This window comes from Oceanicaulis alexandrii DSM 11625 (genome assembly GCF_000420265.1).
In the GTDB taxonomy this organism is placed as follows: Bacteria; Pseudomonadota; Alphaproteobacteria; order Caulobacterales; family Maricaulaceae; genus Oceanicaulis; species Oceanicaulis alexandrii.
In genome coordinates, this window is record NZ_ATUP01000001.1 from 61313 (window position 1) to 81509 (window position 20197).

Below are 20197 nucleotides of genomic sequence, written 5' to 3' on the forward strand. Positions count from 1 at the left end.
CTCCTGCAGTGCGCAATGCACTGCAACCGCACGAAGGTTTCTGGCCAACACAAGCGTAGCAACGACCTGGATTCGCGTGTCGGACCGGCTCGACAAGCCCTATCCGGGAGTCATCAAGCAGTTGGACGCGGACGTTGCGGCGATCAGGCCCGGTCCCCGCCCCGGCTTATCAGCCAGTCGTTCAACCTTGCCCCGCTCTGACACGACAGCCAGCCTTTCACGGCCCAGCACATTCTGAAATGCAAACAAGTTAGCAGTCTCAAAGAACGACTTGCTCTTTCCTCTCGGATCAACACGCAGGGAGGACAAGCCTCCCGCAACACCATGGGGAGGAAAGCCATGTCTCTTAAAGGCTATGGCGCGATATTCGCACTCACGATGCTGGGCGCCGCATGCACTGATAGTCAGGCAGTCTCACCGCAGACTGCTAGCGCCCAGACAGATGTCGACACCAGCATTATTCCCGGTCCCCGAGATTGTTTCTGGCGACGGGGTCCGTTCGGGACGGACCCATACATCAACATGGCCTACCCTGATGCCAATGTCTTTTACTGGGCGGGCGTTTTCAGCATTCCCGACGGCGCACAACTCACGCTGGAAGGCGCCTTTCCCGCCAGCCGATACATGTCTTTCGTATCCTACACTGCTTCGGGCCAACCCATTGAGTCCCTTCCTGACTTTCTGATCGAAGCCGAACAGGGCGAGAATCCGTTTCTTGAAGGCGCCACACGTTCCGAAGTAACAAACCGCTACACGGTGGAGGTGCTCAACGCGCCCCCGGAAACCCGGCGGGATATCGGCTCGCGCAGTGCTGAGGGGCCGACCAGCATCCTTCATGCTCCCGCGGATCAACCGGGCGGACCTCAAACCATTCTGTACCGGATATACCTGCCTGACGGCGGCGCCGCGCCTGATGGCGGCGCAGCCCTGCCCCAACCTGTCCTGACCCTGCCCTCCGGAGACATACTTCGCGGCGAGCAAGCCTGCGAGGCGCTTCGGACCCTGCAACCGGCTGTCATGGCGGCAGGAGCCGCCAGCATCACGGCGGCTCAGTATCGCGCCCTGATCACGCAACCGAACCGCCCCGACACCTGGCCGGCGCAATCTCCTGCGGACTGGTACATCCAGCTCGATCGTGAAAGCCTGCTCGGGATCTATACCGGCCAGATTAACGAAGATGCGCGTCGATCTGAGGGCGGCTTCTATCCCAATCCGGACAATTTCTACATCAGGACGATCGTCAATCGAAAGCATGGCCCGGTCTTCATGGTCCGCGCCAAGGCGCCGACAACGCCCAATACCTATCAGGGCGACGAAACGATGGGTGAAGGCCAGCTCCGTTACTGGTCGATCTGCTCCAACCAGAGCTTCGTCAATACGCGCGTCAATGACTGCCTGTTCGACGAAGAAATTCCTCTAGATCCGCGCGGCTTCTTCACCGTCATCGTGAGCCGTGAAGAAGATCGCCCTCGCAATGCACGCCCGGAATGCGGCTTGAGCTGGCTGCCGATGGCCGATGATGGCGACGGCATGTTCGATGAGGACGTCACCGTGGTCCAGATCCGTCACATGCTGGGCGCAGACGACTTCGCCAACTCCATCGAACGCGTAGACCGCCAGGACGACCTGGAGACGATCCTCGGCCCCTACATGCCGCGCACCCAGTATCTGCAGACCAATCAGGTCGAAGCGCTGTTCCCGTGCCCGACGCGTTGAGCCGGAACCAATCAAAATAAAAACAAAAAATACCTGGAGGAAACATCATGAAAGCCATCTGGCTTGGAGGCTCGGCGCTTGCCGCGCTCATAAGTGCGGGAGCGCCTGCGCTCGCACAAGAGACTGACCCGGCTGTCGTCCGGGATGTGATCACTGTCACGGCTCAAAAGCGTGAGGAGAACATTCAGGACGTGCCGCTTTCCATCGTCGCGGTGAGCGGCGAAGACCTGGAAGAGCGCAACATCACGAACGCCATGGACCTGGGACGCACCGTTCCAAACTTCTACGCTACCCGCGGGGCTGCCGCCGCCAACACCCGCATCGTTGTTCGCGGCATCGGGACGGCCGGCAACACGGCGGCGGACCAAAGCACTGCGTTCTTCCTTGATGGCGTGTACATTCCTCGCCCCTCCATTCTCTACGCTTCATTTCTTGATATCGGCAGCGTCGAGGTCGTCCGCGGGCCGCAAGGCACGCTGTTTGGCAGGAACGCCACCTCTGGCGGCGTAATCCTCACCTCACGGGCGCCAGGTGAGGAGTTTCATGGGACCGCTTCCCTCGAATTCGGCGACTATGGCCATCAACAGATAGAAGCGGCTGTGGACCTTCCTGTGAACGACGCGGTTCGCCTGCGTTTTGCGGCTCAGGCCTCAGAGTTTGACGGCTATGGCGAGTCCATTCCGGACGGCTCCAGTTTTGGCGGCGACGAAACCGTCGCGGCGCGCCTGAGCGCGGATATCGATCTTACGCCCCGTCTCAGCTGGTCGGTTCGACTGGATCACACGCGTCTGTCTGGCGACGGCGCGAGTGCGGCGGAGGCCCTCGGAGATACGCTGACCCCGGTGGGACGCGCGATCCTGACCGGGTTTCTGGGCGCCGGAAACCTGCCCGAACTGGATGATCCGTATGATCACCGGGTAAGCCACATCGTTGGGGGTGACCTGTCTGATGTCCAATGGGGCCTGTCAAGCACGTTCAACTATGATCTCGATAATGGTTACTCGCTCGGGCTCATCAGCGGATGGCGCGACTACGAGAACCAGCAATACGATGAAGACATCTTCTTTCTCACCATGCCTCTGACCGGCCGCATCGCCGGATTGCACAGTGAAAGCTGGTCCCATGAACTGCGTCTGGTTTCTCCAGACGATCTGATGGATGGCCGGTTCAGCTTTGTGGCCGGGCTTTACGCCTCCCATGAAGACGCCGCGTTTAGCGAGGTTCTGTCCTTCACGCCCCGAACCTGCATGGTGCTCGCGCCCGCCCCGCTTCGCGCGCCCTGCCTGAACAGCCCTCAAGCGGAAGCGTCTGATCTGCGCATGACTCAGAGCTCGGACAGCCTGGCGGTCTACGCCCAGGGTGAATACCTGCTGACAGACGAGCTGACGCTTCAGCTCGGAGCGCGGTACACGTCAGACGAACGTGAGGGACGCTTCCTGCAGCTGGCGGCCAACCCGCTGTCTGCGCGCGCCTTCAGGGCCCCCGCAGACACCCAGCTCGACTTCTCGGACGAGACGCCGACCTTGCGCGTGGCGCTGAGTTATACTGTCAGCCCGGACCACACCGTGTTTGCGTCCTATAGCACCGGGTACAAATCTGGCGGGTTCAACTCAGGCGGCGGCGCAGAGCGCCTGACTGCTGAGGAGCGCACCTTTGACAGTGAAACTGCGGACAATTTCGAGCTGGGTTTCAAGGGAAGCTTTCTCGACAACCGCATGGATCTGGCGCTGACCGCCTACCGGACCGAGCTTGAGGACTTCCAGTCCCGCAGCTTTGACGGTTCAAGCTTCATCACCCGGAACGCCGGCACTCTGGTTCACCAGGGGTTCGAACTTGATGGCGCGCTGCTGATCGCCAGCAATATCGAAGTGACCGGCGGGGTTGCGTATCTGGACTCCGAGTTCACCTCCTTCACCGGCGCTCAGGCCCTGCCCGGCTGTTCAGCCGCCAGCCCTGACATTCCCGGTTGCGGTCCGGTTGGCGGCAATCGTCGCGTTCAGGACCTGACCGGAGGCAAGAACCATTTCGCTCCGGAATGGACTGGCAATCTGTTCGTGACCGTCGATGGCGAAGTCGCCCAATGGGGCTGGCGCGCGACGGCTGGCGCCAACTATGTGGGCGAACAGTTCGTCGGGGGCGTAATCGATAACAATCCACAGGTCCTGCAAGACGGTTATGCGCTGGTGTCAGCCCGCCTGACGCTCAGCGCTCCCAACGACCGTTTCAATGTCGCCGTCTATGGCGAAAACCTCACTGATGAAGGCTATTGCGGCGTCAGCTTCTACCAGCCGCTGAGCGGTCAGCTGGGTCTGAACAACGCCTCCACTGGCGGGACGTTCATCCGCTGCAACACAGGTGCGCCCCGTACGTTTGGCGTCCGCCTGTCCACCACATTCTAAGCCAGAGGCTCGAAAACTCATGATGAAACACGCACTCCTAACGGCCGTCTCGATACTCGGCTGGGGACTCACGCCCGTCGCCGCTCAGGCCCAAACCGCGCCCCAAACCGTCGTGACAAGCGAAGTGGACGCAGAAGGCCGCGAAGCGCTCGCATACAGCCTCGCCATTCAGGCTTATCTGTACACCTATCCGCTTTTCATCTGGGAGCGCGAACGGTTGCGTCGGGAAAACCTGAGAGAAGCTCAGACCCGCGGTCCGATCGCCCCCATCAACCGGCTCGGGCACATGAACTGGCTGGCGAACGCCAACAGCGACATGCCCTACAGCCCCAATAATGACACGGTCTACACGGGCGTATCTCTCGACCTTCGGGCCGAACCGATCATTCTCGACATGCCCGAGATCAAGGATCGCTACGCCGTCGTGCAGTCGGTCAACGCCTATATGGAAAACCAGACCTATCACTACTCCCCACGCGTGAATGGGGGGGAAGGGGCGCACCTGGCGTTTGTCGGACCTGATTGGGAAGGCGAGCTGCCTGATGGCGTCCAACGGGTTGATATCGACACTCCGTCAGGCGCCCTGGCTATTCGTCTGGCCGTTCAACGCAACGAAACCGATCTCGCCACTGTACGCGGATATCAGAACCAGATGTCCCTCACCCCGCTTTCAGCCTGGAACAATGGCCCGACAGAAGTGGAACCCGCCATCCCTGCCCCTGTCGAGCGAGAGACTTTTGAAGGCCCATTCGCACATTTTCATCAGATGGCCGTTCTACTGGCTGAAAACCCGCCCCCTCCGCAGCATGCGGCGATGAACGCCACGCTGTGGCGCCTGGGTCTGGAGCCCGGTCAGGGGTTTGATCCCGACGCCCTGGACCCGGACACCCGCGCCGGCATCCTGCGCGCGATCGAAGACGGCCCGGCGGTGATGGAATATCTGCGCCGCAATCGAGGCCAGCGTTTCCCGACGGGTTGGGATACGGCGCGCTATGCTGATGACATAGTTTTCGATTATGCGGCCCGCGCCGCGATTTCTCTGGTCGGGCTTTTGGGCAACGATCCTGAAGAGGCGATCTACTTCTACACCTTTTTTGACTCAGAGAACGCGCCGCTTGATGGCAGTGAGTCCTACAGGATGCATTTCGAACCCGAGGATCTGCCCGAGATCACTTCACTCGGGTTCTGGTCGGTGACCATGTACGATGGCGAGACTTTCCTTCTGGTCGACAACCCCATCGACCGGTACTCCATCGGCAGTCGTCATAACCTCCAGTTTAACGACGACGGTTCGCTGGATCTCTATATCCAGCCTGAAGCGCCGGGCGGGGAACTGGACGCCAACTGGCTCCCCTCTCCCGAAGGTCGCCCGTTCCGGGTCACTTTCCGGATTTACTCACCCAAACCGGAAACCACCCAGTCCCTGTACGATGGGGAACTCGCCTTGCCGCCTCTGATACCCGCCTCAGATCAGTAATCCTGAGGGGTCAGGACGAAAGATGCTCGGCTCTGGCTGCGTCAATCCAGTCAGCCAGAGCCGTAGCATCGGTCACTTCAATCGCCCTGTATTTCAGAGTGATCAGTCCATCCGCCTCAAGTTGCTTGAGAGCCTTTCCGATCGACACGCGTGAGGCGCCAATGGCTACCGCCAGATCTGACTGGCTCCAGGGAATGACACCCGGAACTTCCGCCGACTCCAGCATGCCGTGCAGGAACACGGCCGTGTAGGCAGCCAGAGGCAATCTCCGCAGGTCGTCCACCATGTTGAGAGTCGCTTTCAGGCGGCTCAGGGTCGCGGGTAAAGCCGCTCGGGCGATTTCCGGGTAGACGTCCATCAGAGCATTGAACTCTGAATGCTGAATATAGCCGATGACGGTTTTGCCTACGGCCACAGCGTTCTGCTCGCGTTTTCGGCCCACCATGACGCTCATGAGGCCGATGAAATGCCCCTCACCAAAAACAGCCAGTATCGTTTCCAGCCCTTCGGGACTGATCCGGCCCATCTTGACCGCCCCGGAGCGGACAATCATCAGGCGTTGGTCGTCATCTCCAGCTGAATAGATCATCTGACCATCTTCAAAGGTCAGTCTGCGCTCAACGGATTCCAGAGCCGCTTTGACGTCATCACTCAACAGGTCGAGAAATTTCAGACTTCCGTGTTCCAGCAATCCGGCCATCGTATCGTCCTCAACACTGTTCAAGATATTGATACTGGTCGCTTTATAGAGCCACGAGAAGCTGAATATTTGAAACCCCACACCCTAAGGTGGAATATACGCTAAATACTGGCCTTACGCGGTTGCGCACTCTTCAAAAGAGAGCTGACAACGCCTGAGCCAAAACAATTAGTCCACAGTAGACGCATCATTTTCGGTTAAAAACAACGCTTCCGTCTTTTGTGGAGTATTATGCGGATTGACCGGTATGGGCTTTCGCCTGGATCAGGCGCAAACCCATGTACGCCTCACAGTTGTCGGAAACACCCACATCCCGAGTGCCAAACCAGGCGTTAAGCAAAATCATTATCCTGATGTTTGCAGTTGACCCTCGACACTTTCGGTCAGGTTACCGGGTCTGGAGGCGCGCATGACATCAGCCACCCAAATCTCTGAACTGCGCCGAGCCTTTTTGAGCCGAGCGCATGAAGACATTCAGGCGCTTCATGAACGACTGGAAAGCGCTTGTGATAGCGAGACCTCACACGAACTCGTCACCGATATCGCCCAGCTCTCTCATCGCCTGATGGGCTCTTACGGTTCGTTCGGCTTTCCCGCTATGGCCCGCAACTTTGAACTGATCGAAGAAGTCGCACTCAGCCATATCTCTGCGCAAAGCGCGGCGCTCCCGGTCATGGACCAGACCCGTCTGCCCGGCCTGATCGCAGACATGATGCAGCAAGCCCGCCTGCTGGATACTTTGGGTTATGAGCCGCATCCGGTCGAAACCGAGCACACTCCGCTGGTGGACCGCGATGATCACAAGCGTATTCTTTTTGTCGATGATGACGTTGCCCTGCACGGGCTGGCGCAACTGTATCTCAAGCAAGAAGGCTACGCTGATATCGCGTGTGAAACGTGCGCGAAGGATGCGGCGGAGCATCTCGCAGAGCATCATGTAGACGCGATCATTTGCGACTGGCAGCTGGAAGGCGATACTGGCCTGGATCTGTTGAGAAAGCTCAGGTCTGGCGGGTTGCGCCCCCCGAAAGAGACGCCCTTCATCTTCATGACGGTCCCCTCCTCGAAACAAGCCATAGAACGCGCAGGCCTGTACCGGCCTGACGGCTATCTGCTCAAACCCTTTGATGCGCAACGTCTGCATGGCGTGCTGTCACGCGCCTTGAAGACATAACTCGTCATTGTGTGTAACCTTTAAAATAGAACATTGGCTTACGTTTCTCTGAAAAAGGTGGAGACATGTATGCCTGCCGCAAATCCAAGACGTGTCGTTGAACAGTTTTGCACAAAGTTTCCAGACCAGCTGGTGAGTCTGACTCGTATCATAGGCGATGAAAAAGCCTCCCAGTTCCAGCTGAAGCGCAACTTGAAAAAACTGCATGAGGAAAGCCACCGCCTCAAAGGCGCCGCCTATTGCATGGGATTCCCAAGCATTGGCGCAGCATTTTTCAAACTCGAGCAAAATACGCAACGACTGCTGGAATCCAAGAAAGACGTCACGCCCCAATTGATGGAGCGTATTTATCTGGATCTCTCAAAGGTCGCCAAACTGCGCCGAACTGTGGCCCCCGAGCAATCCAAACTCCTGCAGAGTTTTGAGAACCCGGCCCAGCAAACACTGGGTGACGCCGACGCAGCCGCCCTCAGGCAGTTGCTGAATTCGCAACGCGTTCTGTTTGTTGAAGATGATATTTCTGTGCGCAACCTGGTCCGTGAACTTCTATCCGACATTGGCGTAGGCGATATTTGTATGGCCAATTCCGGTCAGGAAGCGCTGGACGCGATGCGCAGCTTCACTCCGACACTTCTCATTTCCGACTGGCATATGGAGCCCGTGGACGGCTTGTCTCTGCTCCGGCAAATCCGCTCAGGCGCCACGCCGGTCAACGCCCAGACACCGGTCATTTTTCTGACCGCTGAAAACAACGCTGAAAAGATTCACACGGTCATACGCAATGGCGCGAACCATGTCCTGGTCAAACCCTTTAATCGCGCTGTGGTGATGCGCGCGATTGCACGGATTGCGCAGCAACACCAAAGATCACATTAGAGGTTCGCGGCCTCGAGCTCCTTCCAGATATCTTCCACCTGATCGGGTAAAGTCATCGGGTCAAAAGGCTTGACGATCACCGATTGCGCACCGGCGCTGATATAAGAGTCCAGTTCATGGGATTGCGCCTTGGCCGTCATGAACACCACAGGCGTTTGCGCAAACTGCTCGCTCTGGCGAAGCGCGCCAAGGACCTCTAGACCATTCATTCCAGGCATCATCATGTCGAGCATGATCAGTTGAGGCTGGATCGCGGGCAGACCTTTCAGCGCGCTCGGTCCGTCCTCGAACAGTTCAACCTGATACCCGCCAATATCGCTCAGAGAGAGATCAAGTATGGTCCGGATGTCGAAATCGTCTTCGACACAACATATGCGTTCAAGCTCAACCATTGCCTGTATGCCTTAAGCTATGCCCTGATAGAGCTTTACGAAATTCTCATCCATCTCATCTGGGGATTGCGCGGCCTCCGGGGAGGCGATCGGCAATGTGATGTGAAAGACGGTCCCTACCCCAACAGTCGTGTCGAAACTGACCTCGCCATCAAAAGCCTCGATGAGAGTTTTGGTGATGTTCAGCCCCAACCCGTTTCCGCCGACCCGGCGGGTGGTGGAGCTATCCGCCTGGGAGAACCGGTCAAACAGGCGAGACTGAAAATCTTCAGGAATGCCGGGTCCATTATCAGACACAGAGATGCGAATGCTCTGACCGGCCATGTTTTGCGTCGAAACAGTGACCACCTCGCCGTTCGGCGAGTATTTGGCTGCGTTCGATAATAGATTCACAAGCGCCTGGTTGAAGCGCGAAACGTCAAGCCGCACCGGCGGATCATCCGCCTGCAGATCCAGCTTGAACGTCACGCCATGCTCTTCGCCAAGCATGCGATGGCTCTCAACCACATCCTGAACCAGATCATCGCACGGGATGATCTGCATGCGGTATTCAAGTTTTCCGGCGGCGATCTTCTCAAGATCCAGGATATCGTTGACCAGAAGAGTCAGGCGATCGCAGCTGCGCTGCGCCATGTTCAAAAGCATCGAGGCCTTGTCATCATCGTTAAGCTTTGTCTCGAGCCGCTTTTTCAGCAAACTGAGGGAACCGAGCATGGATGTCAGAGGCGTCCTCAGCTCATGGTTCACAGTTGAAACAAACTCATCCTTCATCACCTCCATCTGCTTTCGCGCGCTGATATCGCGCATCAGCAGACTGAACAGCAATGTGTCAGGCTTCTGCACTTCGCTAAGCGTCAGCTCCACATGCAGAGGCGTGGAGTTTTTCTGTTTGGCGACAGCCTCAAATGTCTCTCCCACAAGATGATGATCTATGAAGCAGGGAATCTGTTTGAAAGCGCCGTCACGTTCCAGGCGCGCGCCGTCAGGAAGCAGTACTGAAACATCTTGCCCGACCAGCTCGTTTTCAGCGTAACCGAACATGAAGCTCGCGGCGGGGTTCATCGCCTGAATGGCGCCGTCCGGCGTGATCAGGATCAGTCCATCAATGATATTTTCAAATGTGTTGGCAGTCAGCTCATTCTCTTCCAACGCCCGGATCATGTCGCAGAAAGCCCGCCCGAGTTCTCCGATTTCATCATTATCGCTAACGTCCAGATCCATCGGGGTGCGGTTTTGACCATAACTGCGAACCGCATCGGTCAACTGTCCCAGTGGACGTGTCAGACTGGTCACAAACAACAAGGACCCGATCGCCGTCAGCACAACCAGGCTGACAGCGAGTAAAATGGATTGTTGGCGAATGGCGTACGCCCCGACCATCAGTTCATGCGTGGGTTCGCCGATCAAGACGCGGAAATCGATTCCTTGACCATCTTGGCCCGTCTGAAATCTATAAGAAGCGTATGTGACCCCCTCCGCATCAAAGAGGTCATCGCCATCCCGACTGAGAAGCTCAGGCGGATCGAACCCCTCTTCGAAAGAAAACTGCGAGTTCATGATCCCGTCGGATGGGCTGTAATGAATGTAATTGTTGTAGGAATCCGAGATGTATACGTCATAGGTGGGCGTTGCGGCCGCCAGCGCATTCTCAAGGACGATGCGAATGTCGGCATTGATCACCAGCATTCCATAAAGTTGGCCATCAGACCTCGCGACGGGAAGAACCGTGCGGACTGTGGGCACCTGATCAGGAGCTGGCGCCCCCTGCTCTCTATTGACGGTTATTGGAGAGGTGTAGGTCGAGGATGGTCTCGTTGAGAGTGCGGCTTGAAAGTAGAATTCGTCACTTTTGCGCTGAAGCGCTGACCGGGGTACAACGCGGATCTCACCTTCCATCCGGTCCACGCGGACAATTTCACGTCCCTGATCCGCCAATCCTATGAATCGTAATTGGGTGTACTCGCTCTGAACCTGAAGGTGCGAAGTGAAAATCGCTTCGAGCCGTTCACGCCAGGTCTCATACAAACTGCCGTCGTATGGATCGACGCCGCCATTCGCCTGCGCCCGGATCATGCCATCAATGGGAGGGGTGTTTCTGAGGATGAATGCATGATCATTCGCGATCTGAAACGCGCTTTCCAGATGTGCAGAAATCGCTCTCGCTTCAGCGTATAATTCAGCCTCAGCCGCAGCACGGCTCATTGATCGTGCTTGAATGAAATTGGCGAAGCCGACAACCATAGCCACCGATACGGTGACTGTGACCACCAACACCAATATCCTGGTTCGCAATGAAACGGACATGAAATCAAACAGACCTGCAACGAACACAACCAGTGAACGCACTCAGAGTCGTTTACGCCATTGAATAAACATTAAACCATCAAAACATTCCGCTCTCGCGCACGAATTCCGCTCCCCACACTTCCCGGAACACCGGGCCAGAAACCTCCCTTGAAGGCGTCCATGACCCACACACCGACCACGACGAACGGCTTTCCTCATCGAAACCGTGAAGCGATCAATTCAAACCAGACAAGCGCTCTAGACCGACTGCTAGCCATCATGGATCGGCTTCGGGATCCCGATGGCGGATGCCCGTGGGATGTGGAGCAAAGCTTCGAAACCATCGCTCCCTATACGATTGAAGAAGCCTATGAAGTCGCCGACGCCATTGAGCGCCAGGACATGGCGGACCTGAGGGACGAGCTGGGCGACCTCCTGTTTCAGGTCGTCTTTCACAGCCAGATGGCGGAAGAAGCTGGCGAGTTCCGCTTTGAAGACGTGGCGGATTCAATCAGTGAGAAGATGCTGCGACGCCACCCGCATGTATTCGCCGGCGCGGACCCCAGAGACGCTCAGGCCCAGATACAGGCGTGGGAGGCTGTCAAAGCGGAAGAACGCGCCAGAAGCGGCAAGACCGACACGTCTGTACTGGCCAACCTTCCAACCGCGCTGCCCGCCCTCCTCCGAGCCGAAAAGCTGTCAAAACGGGCGGCCCGTGTCGGGTTCGACTGGCCTGATCTGAGCTCGGTTTTCGACAAGATCGAAGAAGAAATCAATGAGGTCAAAGAGGCGATCGAAGAGCGTGACCCTGACCATATTCAAGAAGAGATCGGGGATGTGCTCTTTGCGGTCGCCAATCTTGCACGCAAGCTCAAGATCGATCCGGAAACCGCGCTGCGCGGGACCAACGCCAAATTTGACAGGCGTTTTCGCGCCATCGAAACCCGGCTGAGCACGCAAGGCTCATCTGTTCAGGAAGCGGATCTTGAGACGATGGAAAGCCTCTGGCTTGAAGTGAAAACCACCGAATAGGCGCTTCACTCGGCAGGCGTTTCCAGTCCGTCAAGCGCGCCATAGCGCTGACGCAAACGGCCCGCATCGGCGACGCTCAACCGGGCGTGAACGCTCACTCTGCCCGTTTGCGTATCCGTCTGTTCTGACAAGATCGCGCCGTGGCGGTGCACGAAAGCGAGCGCTTCTGCGTCCGAAGGGCCGAACTCCAACCTCAGCGCCACATCATTCACTGAAAGCGCCAGCTCGACCTGGTCGAGCAAGGCGTCAACGCCCAGCCCCGTCACCGCCGAGGTCACGATACATACAGGTGCGTCTTGCGACTTGGGAAGTTTGGCGCGCCAGACCAGCTCTTCCTGGTCCTCCAAGGGGAGTTGATCCGATTTATTCCAGGCCTCGATCACAGGCTGGTCCGCCTCGGCTCCGGCGCCAAGGGCGGCCAGTACTTCTTCCACATCCGCCTTGCGCCCCTCATGGTCAGGATCCGCCATGTCGCGCACATGGATCAGCACATCCGCCTCGATGACCTCTTCCAGAGTCGCCCGGAAAGCAGCGATCAACTCGGTCGGAAGATCTGTGATGAAGCCCACCGTGTCGCTCATAAGCACACGCCGGCCCGAAGGCAGCTTCACCCCGCGCACGGTCGGGTCGAGCGTTGCGAAAGGCATGTCCTTGGCCAGAACCTGCGCGTTGGACAGCAGGTTAAACAATGTGGATTTGCCCGCATTGGTGTAGCCAACCAGCGCGACCGTCGGCCAAGGGGCGGCCAGACGCTTCTTGCGATGCAGCTTGCGCGTGCGTTTGACCTCGTCGAGCTCCCGACGGAGCTTGGCCATCTTGTCCGCCAGCAGGCGACGGTCGGTCTCGATCTGGGTTTCACCCGGCCCGGCCAGAAAGCCGCGACCGCCGCGCTGACGCTCAAGGTGGGTCCAGGTGCGTACAAGGCGCGAGCGTTCATACGCCAGACGCGCCAGCTCGACCTGCAAGCGCCCTTCGCGGGTCTGCGCGCGCAGACCAAAGATTTCCAGGATCAGACCGGTCCGGTCAATGACCTTGGCGTTGAGCTTCTTTTCGAGATTGCGTTGCTGAATAGGGCTGAGGGCGGCGTCAACAATAACGACCGTGACCTCAAGCTCCTCAACACGCTCGGCGATCTGTTCGATCTTACCCGAGCCGAAGAACCCGCCGGCTTCAACACGACGCAAGGGCTCGATACGCGCTTCAGCGGTGACCAGATCCAGAGCTTGCGCCAGCCCGATGGCCTCTTCCAGACGCGCCTGAGCGCGGTTGGCGTCCGTCCCCGGATATTGCGGAGACAGGATGAGAGCGGTTTGCGGCGCGGGCTTTCGGTCGATCAATCCTCGGCGTCTCCTTCAGCCTCGTCCTTGTCGAAAAGCTGGACGGGCTGGCTTGGCATGATGGTGGAAATAGCGTGCTTGTAGACAAGCTGAATCTGACCTTCGCGGCGCAACAGCACGCAAAAATTGTCAAACCAGGTCACAACACCCTGAAGCTTCACGCCATTGACGAGAAAGATGGTGAGCGGAGTCTTGCCCTTGCGAACGGTGTTGAGAAAAACGTCCTGCAGGTTTTGTTTCTTATCGTTAGACATTGGCCTTATCGCACAAAAGTTCCCGGCGCAGTCCGTGCGCCCCCAAAAGCTAGGTAAACATACCTTGGCCCGGCTGCAACCGACTTGCCCGCAGGGGCCTCAGTCAGTCGCGGGCGAAAATCACGTAAATGGCGGCCGCTGCGGCCAGAACTTCAAGGCGCCCCAGCACCATGATGGCGGCGGAAACCGCAAGCGTGGCAGGGGAAAGCGCAGCAAAATCAACGCCTGCCAGGGGGCCCGCATTGACCAGTGAAGCCGCCGACACCGCCCAGCTGTCATGAAAGCTTGCGCCGGTCATCCCAAGAGCGACCGCCCCAAGACCTAAAGCCGCCGGATAGGCCAGCGCATACACCCAGACACCCGTCAGAGCCGAATCGCTGACTGGCCTGCCGATAAAGCGGGTGCGCACGGCCGCAGACGGATGGCTGAGGCTGGATAGCTCACCGCCCGCGCGTCTCAGAAGCAGCAGAATGCGCGGCATTTTTATTCCGCCAGACGTCGAGATCGTCGAGCCGCCCGCCATGGCGAGAAGAACCAGCAAGGTCAGGGGCAAAACCGGTTGCGACGCCGTCTGGTATCCCGTGGTGGTGATGGCGAACAGCATATCGAGGCCGGACGCCCATGCGTGGGAGATATCGATTGTCACAGCCGCATAAAGCGCCGCCCCCAGCCCCAGCACCAACATGGCGCGCAATTCGCCTGTCCCTCGGCTGATCCGGCGGCGCGACGCCAGATCATATTGCACCGCCATGTTCCAGGCGCCCATCAGGCACAAGAGCGCAAGAACGCCCTGGGCGGCGGGCGACAACCAGACATCAAGCGCCCCAGATTGTGGAGCCAGACCGGCTGTGGCGATGCCTGACAGCGCCAGGCACAGGCTATCAAACGGATCCGTGCCGAGCAGCATCAGCAGCACAAAGCCCGCCAGGGTCACACCCACATAGATCGCGCCGAATCGGCGAAGCGCGCGTCCGAAATTTGTGAACAGGTCAGAGTGCTCGACCGTCAGCAGGTAAGTCCGGCGCAAGCCGACCCCGCGGCGATCAAGCGCTGCAAACACAGTCGCAGCCAGAACCAGGCTTCCCAATCCGCCCAGCCAGGCCAAAACACACCGCCATAGCGTGATTGAAACGCCCGCCTCTTCCGGGCTTTTTATAATCGCGCCCGTGGTGGTCAAAGCCGAATAAGCCTCGAAAATTCCAGCAGGCATGGAGCCTGTCGCGGCGATCAGCGGCGGCGCCGCCAGCAGAGGCACCAGAACCCAACCAAAAAACGCCAGCCGCAAGGCGGCGCTGGCGCCGGCCGGGCGATTGACCTGCCCGGTCCCGGCGAGAACGATGCCGCCGATAAACGCGCCCGAAGCCACCGTCACGGTAAAGCCGCGCGCTATATCCCCTCGTCCTTCAAGCCCTGCGAACAAGATGAAGGGCAGAGCGGCCAGGCTGATGAAAATCATGCACCAGGCCAGAGCGCGAAAGAAGCGTGGCGACCATTTCATGGACCTAGAAATATTCCAGGCTGACGCGGAACAATTGCTCCACCTTCGGCACTGAAGCCTTCAGCGCGAAAAAGATCACGCGGTCATTTTCCTGAATGACAACGGAGTCCCTACGGAAATAAACGCGGTCCCCGCGCACCATGGCGCAGATCGCCACACCTTCTGGCGGCTCAAGCGTGCTGAGATTTTGTCCCACCAGAGGCGATGTGGACAGGGTGACCCCTTCCAGAGCTTCAGCCATGCCGTCACCCATGGTCTGAAGACCCGTGATCCGTCCACGCCGGATATGCTGCAGGATGGTGGAGACGGTGACCGCGCGGGGGTCGATCATCACGTCTACGTCCAGCGCTTCCTGGACGGGATGGAACGCCTGATTGTTCACCAGACACAGCGAGCGCGCCGCGCCTTCTTTCTTGGCCATGACCCCGCTGAGCAAGTTCACCTTGTCGTCATTGGTCAGACACAGCGCCAATTCAGCGTCTTCAACGCCAGCTTCTCGCAGCACGTCCCGGTCGAGACCATCACCATGCAGCACCACTGTTCGGCGCAGCGCGTCAGCGGCTTGTTCAGCCTGGGCCTTGTCATTCTCGATCAACCTCACCCGAACGCCGCCGACGCGTTCGAGCGCTTTGGCCACATAAAGCCCGATATTACCCGCTCCGACGATCACCACCCGGCGAGCCCGAGGCGCAGCGCGGCCAAACACGTCCAGAGCCCGCTTCACATGCCCGGCGGCCAGGCTGACATAAATGCTGTCGCCCGGCATCAACGGATCATCGTCCTGAGGAATGAACAGGGTCTGGTCACGCTGTACGCCCACAATGTCGAAGCCCAGATCAGGGAACAGCTCCGCCATCTGTGCGCGCGTGCTGGCGGCGACAGGCGATTGCTCGTCCACACGCAGGCCCAACACCTGAACGCGGCTATTGGCGAAAGGCGCGGTTGCGAAAGCGCCTGGCGTCTCGAGCCGCTGCAAGATCGAGCGGCTGACTTCAAGCTCAGGGGAAATCGTCACATCGATCGGCAAGGCGCCCATCGAAAAGAGATCGCCCCAGCGTTTATCAAGATAGCTCTGCGCCCTCACCCGCGCGATACGCGTCGGGGTGTTGAACAGTGAGTGCGCCACCTGACAGGCGACCATGTTGGTCTCGTCAGAATACGTCACCGCCACCAGCAAATCCGCATCCCGGATGCCGGCGCGATCCAGGACATCGGGGTGTGAGCCATGGCCCACCACGCCGCGCACATCGAGATCGGTCGTGACCTTGTCGATAAGTTCACGCGACCAATCCACGACGGTGACGGCATTGCCTTCGGAGGCGAGCTCTCTGGCGATGCCGTAACCCACACGGCCGGCCCCACACACAACAGCTTTCATGAGATGATTTCAGCCGGCCTCTAGCCAGCGTCCTCTGTATCGACGTCATCACCTTTGCGGTTCAAACTCGCTACGCCCAGAGTCTTCAGCTTGCGATGGAGCGCTGAGCGTTCCATGCCGATGAAATTGGCCGTGCGCGAGATATTGCCGCCAAACCGGTTGATCTGCGCCTTGAGATATTCACGCTCGAAATTCTCACGCGCATCGCGCAAGGGCAAGGCGATCATGCGCTCGGCGTCGAGACCGGTCTCTGCGCTGGTCGCGCGTCCCGCCACTTCAGACGGCAGGGAATCCAGCGTCACAGGCTCATCGGGCGATCCGGTGGCGAGAATAAGCAGGCGTTCGACGTTATTGCGCAGTTGACGCACATTGCCCGGCCAGTCATGCGCCTGCAGCGCCGCCATGGCGTCCTCGCCGATCTTGCGCATGGGCAGGCCTGACATCGCCGTCAGACGCTCGAGGAAGTGATTGACCAGAAGCGGAATGTCTTCTCGCCGCTGGGACAGAGACGGCACGTCCAGCGGCACGACCGCCAAACGGTGAAACAAGTCTTCGCGGAACTGCCCCTGCTCGATCATGCCTTGCAGATCCCGCGCCGTGGAGGACAGAACGCGCACATTGACCTGGACATCCTGAGCGCCGCCAATCCGGCGAAAGCGCTGCTCGACCAGCATGCGCAGCAGTTTGGCCTGGGTCGCGATCGGCATGTCGCCGACCTCATCGAGGAAAAGCGTCCCACCATGGGCCTGTTCAAGAAAGCCGACGCGCTCAACACCGCTTTCAGATTCCGCGCCGAACAGCTCCGCTTCAACCCGTTCAGGCGCCATCATCGCCGCCGAGACCGGAATAAAGGGACCATCGGCCCGGGTGGACTGGGTGTGGATCAGACGAGCGATCAATTCCTTGCCCGAGCCGGAGGGACCGGAGATCAGCACACGCGAATTGGTCGGCGCGACACGGTCTACAGTTTGCCGCAGTTGAACCGCCGCCGCGGACTCCCCGATCAGATCATTATGAAGTTCGGACTTGGCGCGAAGTTCCGCATTTTCACGGCGCAGTCGACTTGCTTCAAGCGCCCTCTCAACAGTCAGCAGCAACTTATCAGATTTAAAGGGCTTTTCGATAAAGTCGTAAGCCCCTTTTCGAATAGCGGCGACCGCCGTTTCGATTGTGCCATGCCCTGAGATCACAACGACGGGCAAGTCTGGCGCAACGCGTTTGATCTCCGCAAGCAGCTCGATCCCGTCCAATCGGCTGCCCTGAAGCCAGACATCCAGAACCGCCAAAGCCGGCTTGCGCCGCCGCACAGCCTCAAGCGCGGTATCGGAATCCCCGGCGTAACGCGGTTCATAGCCTTCATCTTCCAAAAGCCCGCCAATGAGCTCTCGAATATCGGCTTCATCATCAACAATCAGAATGTCGAGCGACATTGCGTTCAAGCCTCCGCCTGCGCTGGTGTGTCCAACGCGTCCGTATCGGGTTCAAGCAAGGGAAGTACCAACCGGACCACCGCGCCCCGCATCAGGTCGGGACGGTCATCCAGTTCAAGCCGCCCGCCATGGTCTTCCATGATGCGGCGGACAATTGCGAGACCAAGGCCTGTGCCTTTGGCGCGCGTGGTCATATAGGGCTCTGTCAGACGCGCCCGGTCATGTTCGGGCCAGCCCAGACCGTTATCGGTTATTTCGATTATCGCCTGACCAGTTTCCGAACCGATTGAAACAGCAATCTGTCCGCCCGCCTTCGAGCCGTCTTGCTCCATGCGGGCCGAGACGCTTTCGGCGCCGTTCTTGAGCACATTGGCCAAAGCCTGCCCGATCAGCCGTGAATCGCATTCCACCGAAATCGGCCCGCCCTGCACCGTCAGCAGGACCTGAAGCTCAGGAGACGCGACGCGCTGGGCGAAGACGCAGGCATTGGCGACATCCACCAGATCCGCGACTTCCATCTTGGGCGCAGGCATACGGGCGAACGCGGAGAATTCATCCACCATGCGGCCAATATCGCTGACCTGACGCACAATGGTGTCAACGCATTTATCAAACGTCTCAAGGCCATCCTCATCAATCTGCTTGCGATACCGGCGCTTCAATCGCTCGGCGGACAGCTGGATCGGGGTCAGCGGATTTTTGATCTCATGCGCGATACGGCGCGCCACATCCCGCCAGGCGGCGCTCCGCTGCGCGGCGACAAGGCGCGACACATCGTCAAACGTAATCACTACGCCGCCATCATCGTCCTGCGCAGCCCGGACGCTGAGACTGACGGTGGCACCGCCCTCTTCCACCAGATCGATCTGGCGCTCGGCGATTTCATCGGGCCGACGGTGAACAGCCTGGAAAACTTCAGAAAATTCAGGCATGACCGTCTCGATCATATCCCCGACAAGTGCGCCAGGCTCACGCCCCAGAAGCTGCGCGGCGGATCGGTTGACCAGCGAGACGCGGCCATCAGGCTCCAGACCGATCACACCGGCGCTGACGCCTGTCAGCACGGCTTCGATGAACGCGCGGCGGCGTTCTGATTCCGCATTGCTTTCCAAAAGCGCGCCGCGCTGACTCTCCAACTGCCGCGTCATCCGGTTGAAGGCCCGGCTCAGCGCTGCGATCTCGTCATTATCTCGCGCGACCTGAACGCGGGCGCTCAGCTCGCCGCGCCGCACCAGCTCGGCCGCCGCGACCAATCGACTGACGGGTGACACCACTTGCGCCGCTGCGCTCAAAGCAAGCCAGACCGCCCCCAGAAACACCAGCACCGCCGCCAGTGCGTAGACGAAGAAGAAGCTGATCCGCATTTGCTGTTCGCTGGCGATCGCTTCACGGAAAGACTGGGTGGCTTCCAGCGCTGCGCTCAACAGGCTGAAATCGACAAAGACCAGCGAATACAGATAGGCGTCTTCATATTCAGGCATGCGCAGCAAGACGCGCACATAATCTGGCCCGTCTTCGCGGCGCACCGGAGCCGAGGCGCTGATATCGCCTTCATTGGCGATGTCGAACAAGGATTGAGATGGCGCGGCGAAGCCCGGCGTCTCCGGAGCCTCGTCGCTGCGCGCCAGGATCGTCGCCTGACTGTCAATGACATAGAGAGCCGGCAGATTGCGCAGCCGAGCCTGGTTCGTCAGATAGCCACTATACAGAATACGCTGATCTTGCAGGGAATTGACGGCCTCTGGCGCGGCAAGGTCTTGGACGATCCCGCGCATGTGATCGCCTGTCTGGCTCAACGCCACTTGCGGCCATTCATTGCCGAGCTCCGCCGTCGTCTCCACCAGTGTGTTGACCCGCTCTGCAAACCAGAACTCCACGCCGCGATTGAGCACCAGCGCCTGAAACCCCGCCATCAGAACCGCCGGAACGACCGCCGCAACGGCGAACAGGGTGATGAAGCGCATTTGCAGACGGGGCGCGGCGGATGCGCCCCCTTGCGTGCCTCTGAGCTGCTGCATCACGCGCAGATAAACCGCGACGGCGAGCACGCCCAGCAATGCGGCCACCAACGCCATGAGCGTGATGAAGCCCCACCCGCCGGGACCGAACCGGCCCTCATGGAAAACTGATAGCAGGGCGAGCAGAACCACGCCCAGCGTCGCCACAACGAAGCCGAGTAAGAATAGCGTGGATTGTCGCCAAGCTGGATTGCCCGCAAACTTTGGCAAGTTGCGCGTCTCCTTGCGTC

Annotated in this window: 15 protein-coding genes; 6 read left to right on the plus strand and 9 right to left on the minus strand. The window is 59.0% G+C overall.

The features are described 5' to 3' along the window. The first annotated feature begins 522 nt into the window (after positions 1 to 522). Genes G405_RS0100310 through G405_RS14585 form a run of 3 tightly spaced genes read left to right on the plus strand, consistent with a single transcriptional unit; the run spans position 523 to position 5592 of the window. Positions 523 to 1716 carry a hypothetical protein gene (locus G405_RS0100310; protein WP_233345965.1) on the plus strand — a complete coding sequence of 398 codons (1194 nt, stop codon included), beginning with the start codon at positions 523 to 525 and terminating at the stop codon, positions 1714 to 1716. A 47-nt stretch (positions 1717 to 1763) separates the two neighbouring features. Further along, complete coding sequence (locus G405_RS0100315) at positions 1764 to 4115, plus strand: TonB-dependent receptor (RefSeq protein WP_022699497.1); 2352 nt, start codon at positions 1764 to 1766, stop codon at positions 4113 to 4115. A 22-nt stretch (positions 4116 to 4137) separates the two neighbouring features. Continuing rightward, positions 4138 to 5592 (plus strand): DUF1254 domain-containing protein, encoded by a 1455-nt coding sequence (locus G405_RS14585; RefSeq protein ID WP_169447481.1) that lies wholly within the window; start codon positions 4138 to 4140, stop codon positions 5590 to 5592. 10 nt (positions 5593 to 5602) lie between these two features. Here G405_RS14585 and G405_RS0100325 read toward each other — a convergent pair whose 3' ends face one another. Continuing rightward, positions 5603 to 6373: a Crp/Fnr family transcriptional regulator gene (locus G405_RS0100325; RefSeq protein ID WP_233345966.1), complete on the minus strand. Its 771-nt coding sequence runs from the start codon at positions 6371 to 6373 to the stop codon at positions 5603 to 5605. A 328-nt stretch (positions 6374 to 6701) separates the two neighbouring features. Here G405_RS0100325 and G405_RS16245 point away from each other — a divergent pair, with 328 nt between their 5' ends. Both G405_RS16245 and G405_RS16250 read left to right on the plus strand, forming a co-directional pair. Continuing rightward, positions 6702 to 7466, plus strand: coding sequence for a response regulator (locus G405_RS16245; protein WP_022699501.1), 765 nt, complete (start codon positions 6702 to 6704; stop codon positions 7464 to 7466). A 69-nt stretch (positions 7467 to 7535) separates the two neighbouring features. Continuing rightward, positions 7536 to 8342, plus strand: coding sequence for a response regulator (locus G405_RS16250; protein ID WP_022699502.1), 807 nt, complete (start codon positions 7536 to 7538; stop codon positions 8340 to 8342). On the opposite strand, the gene G405_RS0100340 is transcribed toward G405_RS16250, so the two are convergent. Both G405_RS0100340 and G405_RS16255 read right to left on the minus strand, forming a co-directional pair. Continuing rightward, positions 8339 to 8734, minus strand: coding sequence for a response regulator (locus tag G405_RS0100340; protein WP_022699503.1), 396 nt, complete (start codon positions 8732 to 8734; stop codon positions 8339 to 8341). The two genes, G405_RS16250 and G405_RS0100340, sit on opposite strands and share 4 nt — an antisense overlap. Before the next feature lie 12 nt (positions 8735 to 8746). Next, positions 8747 to 11080, minus strand: coding sequence for an ATP-binding protein (locus tag G405_RS16255; protein WP_084683373.1), 2334 nt, complete (start codon positions 11078 to 11080; stop codon positions 8747 to 8749). A 120-nt stretch (positions 11081 to 11200) separates the two neighbouring features. Between G405_RS16255 and mazG the strand changes: the two genes are divergently transcribed. Continuing rightward, complete coding sequence (gene mazG, locus G405_RS0100355; protein WP_022699506.1) at positions 11201 to 12052, plus strand: nucleoside triphosphate pyrophosphohydrolase; 852 nt, start codon at positions 11201 to 11203, stop codon at positions 12050 to 12052. Positions 12053 to 12057: 5 nt separating this feature from the next. Here mazG and hflX read toward each other — a convergent pair whose 3' ends face one another. From hflX to G405_RS0100385, 6 genes are all read right to left on the minus strand, one after another. Beyond that, positions 12058 to 13389, minus strand: coding sequence for a GTPase HflX (gene hflX, locus G405_RS0100360; protein WP_022699507.1), 1332 nt, complete (start codon positions 13387 to 13389; stop codon positions 12058 to 12060). Then, a complete protein-coding gene (hfq, locus tag G405_RS0100365; protein WP_009800894.1) occupies positions 13386 to 13643 on the minus strand; it encodes an RNA chaperone Hfq in 258 nt (85 codons plus the stop codon). Before hfq ends, hflX begins: the two co-directional genes overlap by 4 nt. 103 nt (positions 13644 to 13746) lie before the next feature. Then, a complete protein-coding gene (locus G405_RS0100370; RefSeq protein WP_022699508.1) occupies positions 13747 to 15141 on the minus strand; it encodes a potassium transporter TrkG in 1395 nt (464 codons plus the stop codon). 4 nt (positions 15142 to 15145) lie between these two features. Next, entirely contained in the window at positions 15146 to 16519 is a 1374-nt protein-coding gene (gene trkA / locus G405_RS0100375; RefSeq protein WP_022699509.1) for a Trk system potassium transporter TrkA, read from the minus strand. Positions 16520 to 16539: 20 nt separating this feature from the next. Continuing rightward, a complete protein-coding gene (gene ntrX, locus G405_RS0100380; protein ID WP_022699510.1) occupies positions 16540 to 17949 on the minus strand; it encodes a nitrogen assimilation response regulator NtrX in 1410 nt (469 codons plus the stop codon). Between the two features lie 5 nt (positions 17950 to 17954). After that, complete coding sequence (locus tag G405_RS0100385; protein WP_028284432.1) at positions 17955 to 20177, minus strand: sensor histidine kinase; 2223 nt, start codon at positions 20175 to 20177, stop codon at positions 17955 to 17957. Positions 20178 to 20197: the final 20 nt, after the last annotated feature.

Excerpts from the sequence above, each read along its gene's own strand:
- G405_RS0100370 (WP_022699508.1), bottom strand. The coding sequence starts at position 15,141 with ATGAAATGGTCGCCACGCTTCTTTCGCGCTCTGGCCTGGTGCATGATT.
- G405_RS0100310 (WP_233345965.1), top strand. The coding sequence starts at position 523 with ATGGCCTACCCTGATGCCAATGTCTTTTACTGGGCGGGCGTTTTCAGC.
- hfq (WP_009800894.1), bottom strand. The coding sequence starts at position 13,643 with ATGTCTAACGATAAGAAACAAAACCTGCAGGACGTTTTTCTCAACACC.
- mazG (WP_022699506.1), top strand. The coding sequence starts at position 11,201 with ATGACCCACACACCGACCACGACGAACGGCTTTCCTCATCGAAACCGT.
- G405_RS16250 (WP_022699502.1), top strand. The coding sequence starts at position 7,536 with ATGCCTGCCGCAAATCCAAGACGTGTCGTTGAACAGTTTTGCACAAAG.
- G405_RS14585 (WP_169447481.1), top strand. The coding sequence starts at position 4,138 with ATGAAACACGCACTCCTAACGGCCGTCTCGATACTCGGCTGGGGACTC.
- G405_RS0100315 (WP_022699497.1), top strand. The coding sequence starts at position 1,764 with ATGAAAGCCATCTGGCTTGGAGGCTCGGCGCTTGCCGCGCTCATAAGT.
- ntrX (WP_022699510.1), bottom strand. The coding sequence starts at position 17,949 with ATGTCGCTCGACATTCTGATTGTTGATGATGAAGCCGATATTCGAGAG.
- G405_RS16245 (WP_022699501.1), top strand. The coding sequence starts at position 6,702 with ATGACATCAGCCACCCAAATCTCTGAACTGCGCCGAGCCTTTTTGAGC.
- trkA (WP_022699509.1), bottom strand. The coding sequence starts at position 16,519 with ATGAAAGCTGTTGTGTGTGGGGCCGGCCGTGTGGGTTACGGCATCGCC.
- G405_RS0100340 (WP_022699503.1), bottom strand. The coding sequence starts at position 8,734 with ATGGTTGAGCTTGAACGCATATGTTGTGTCGAAGACGATTTCGACATC.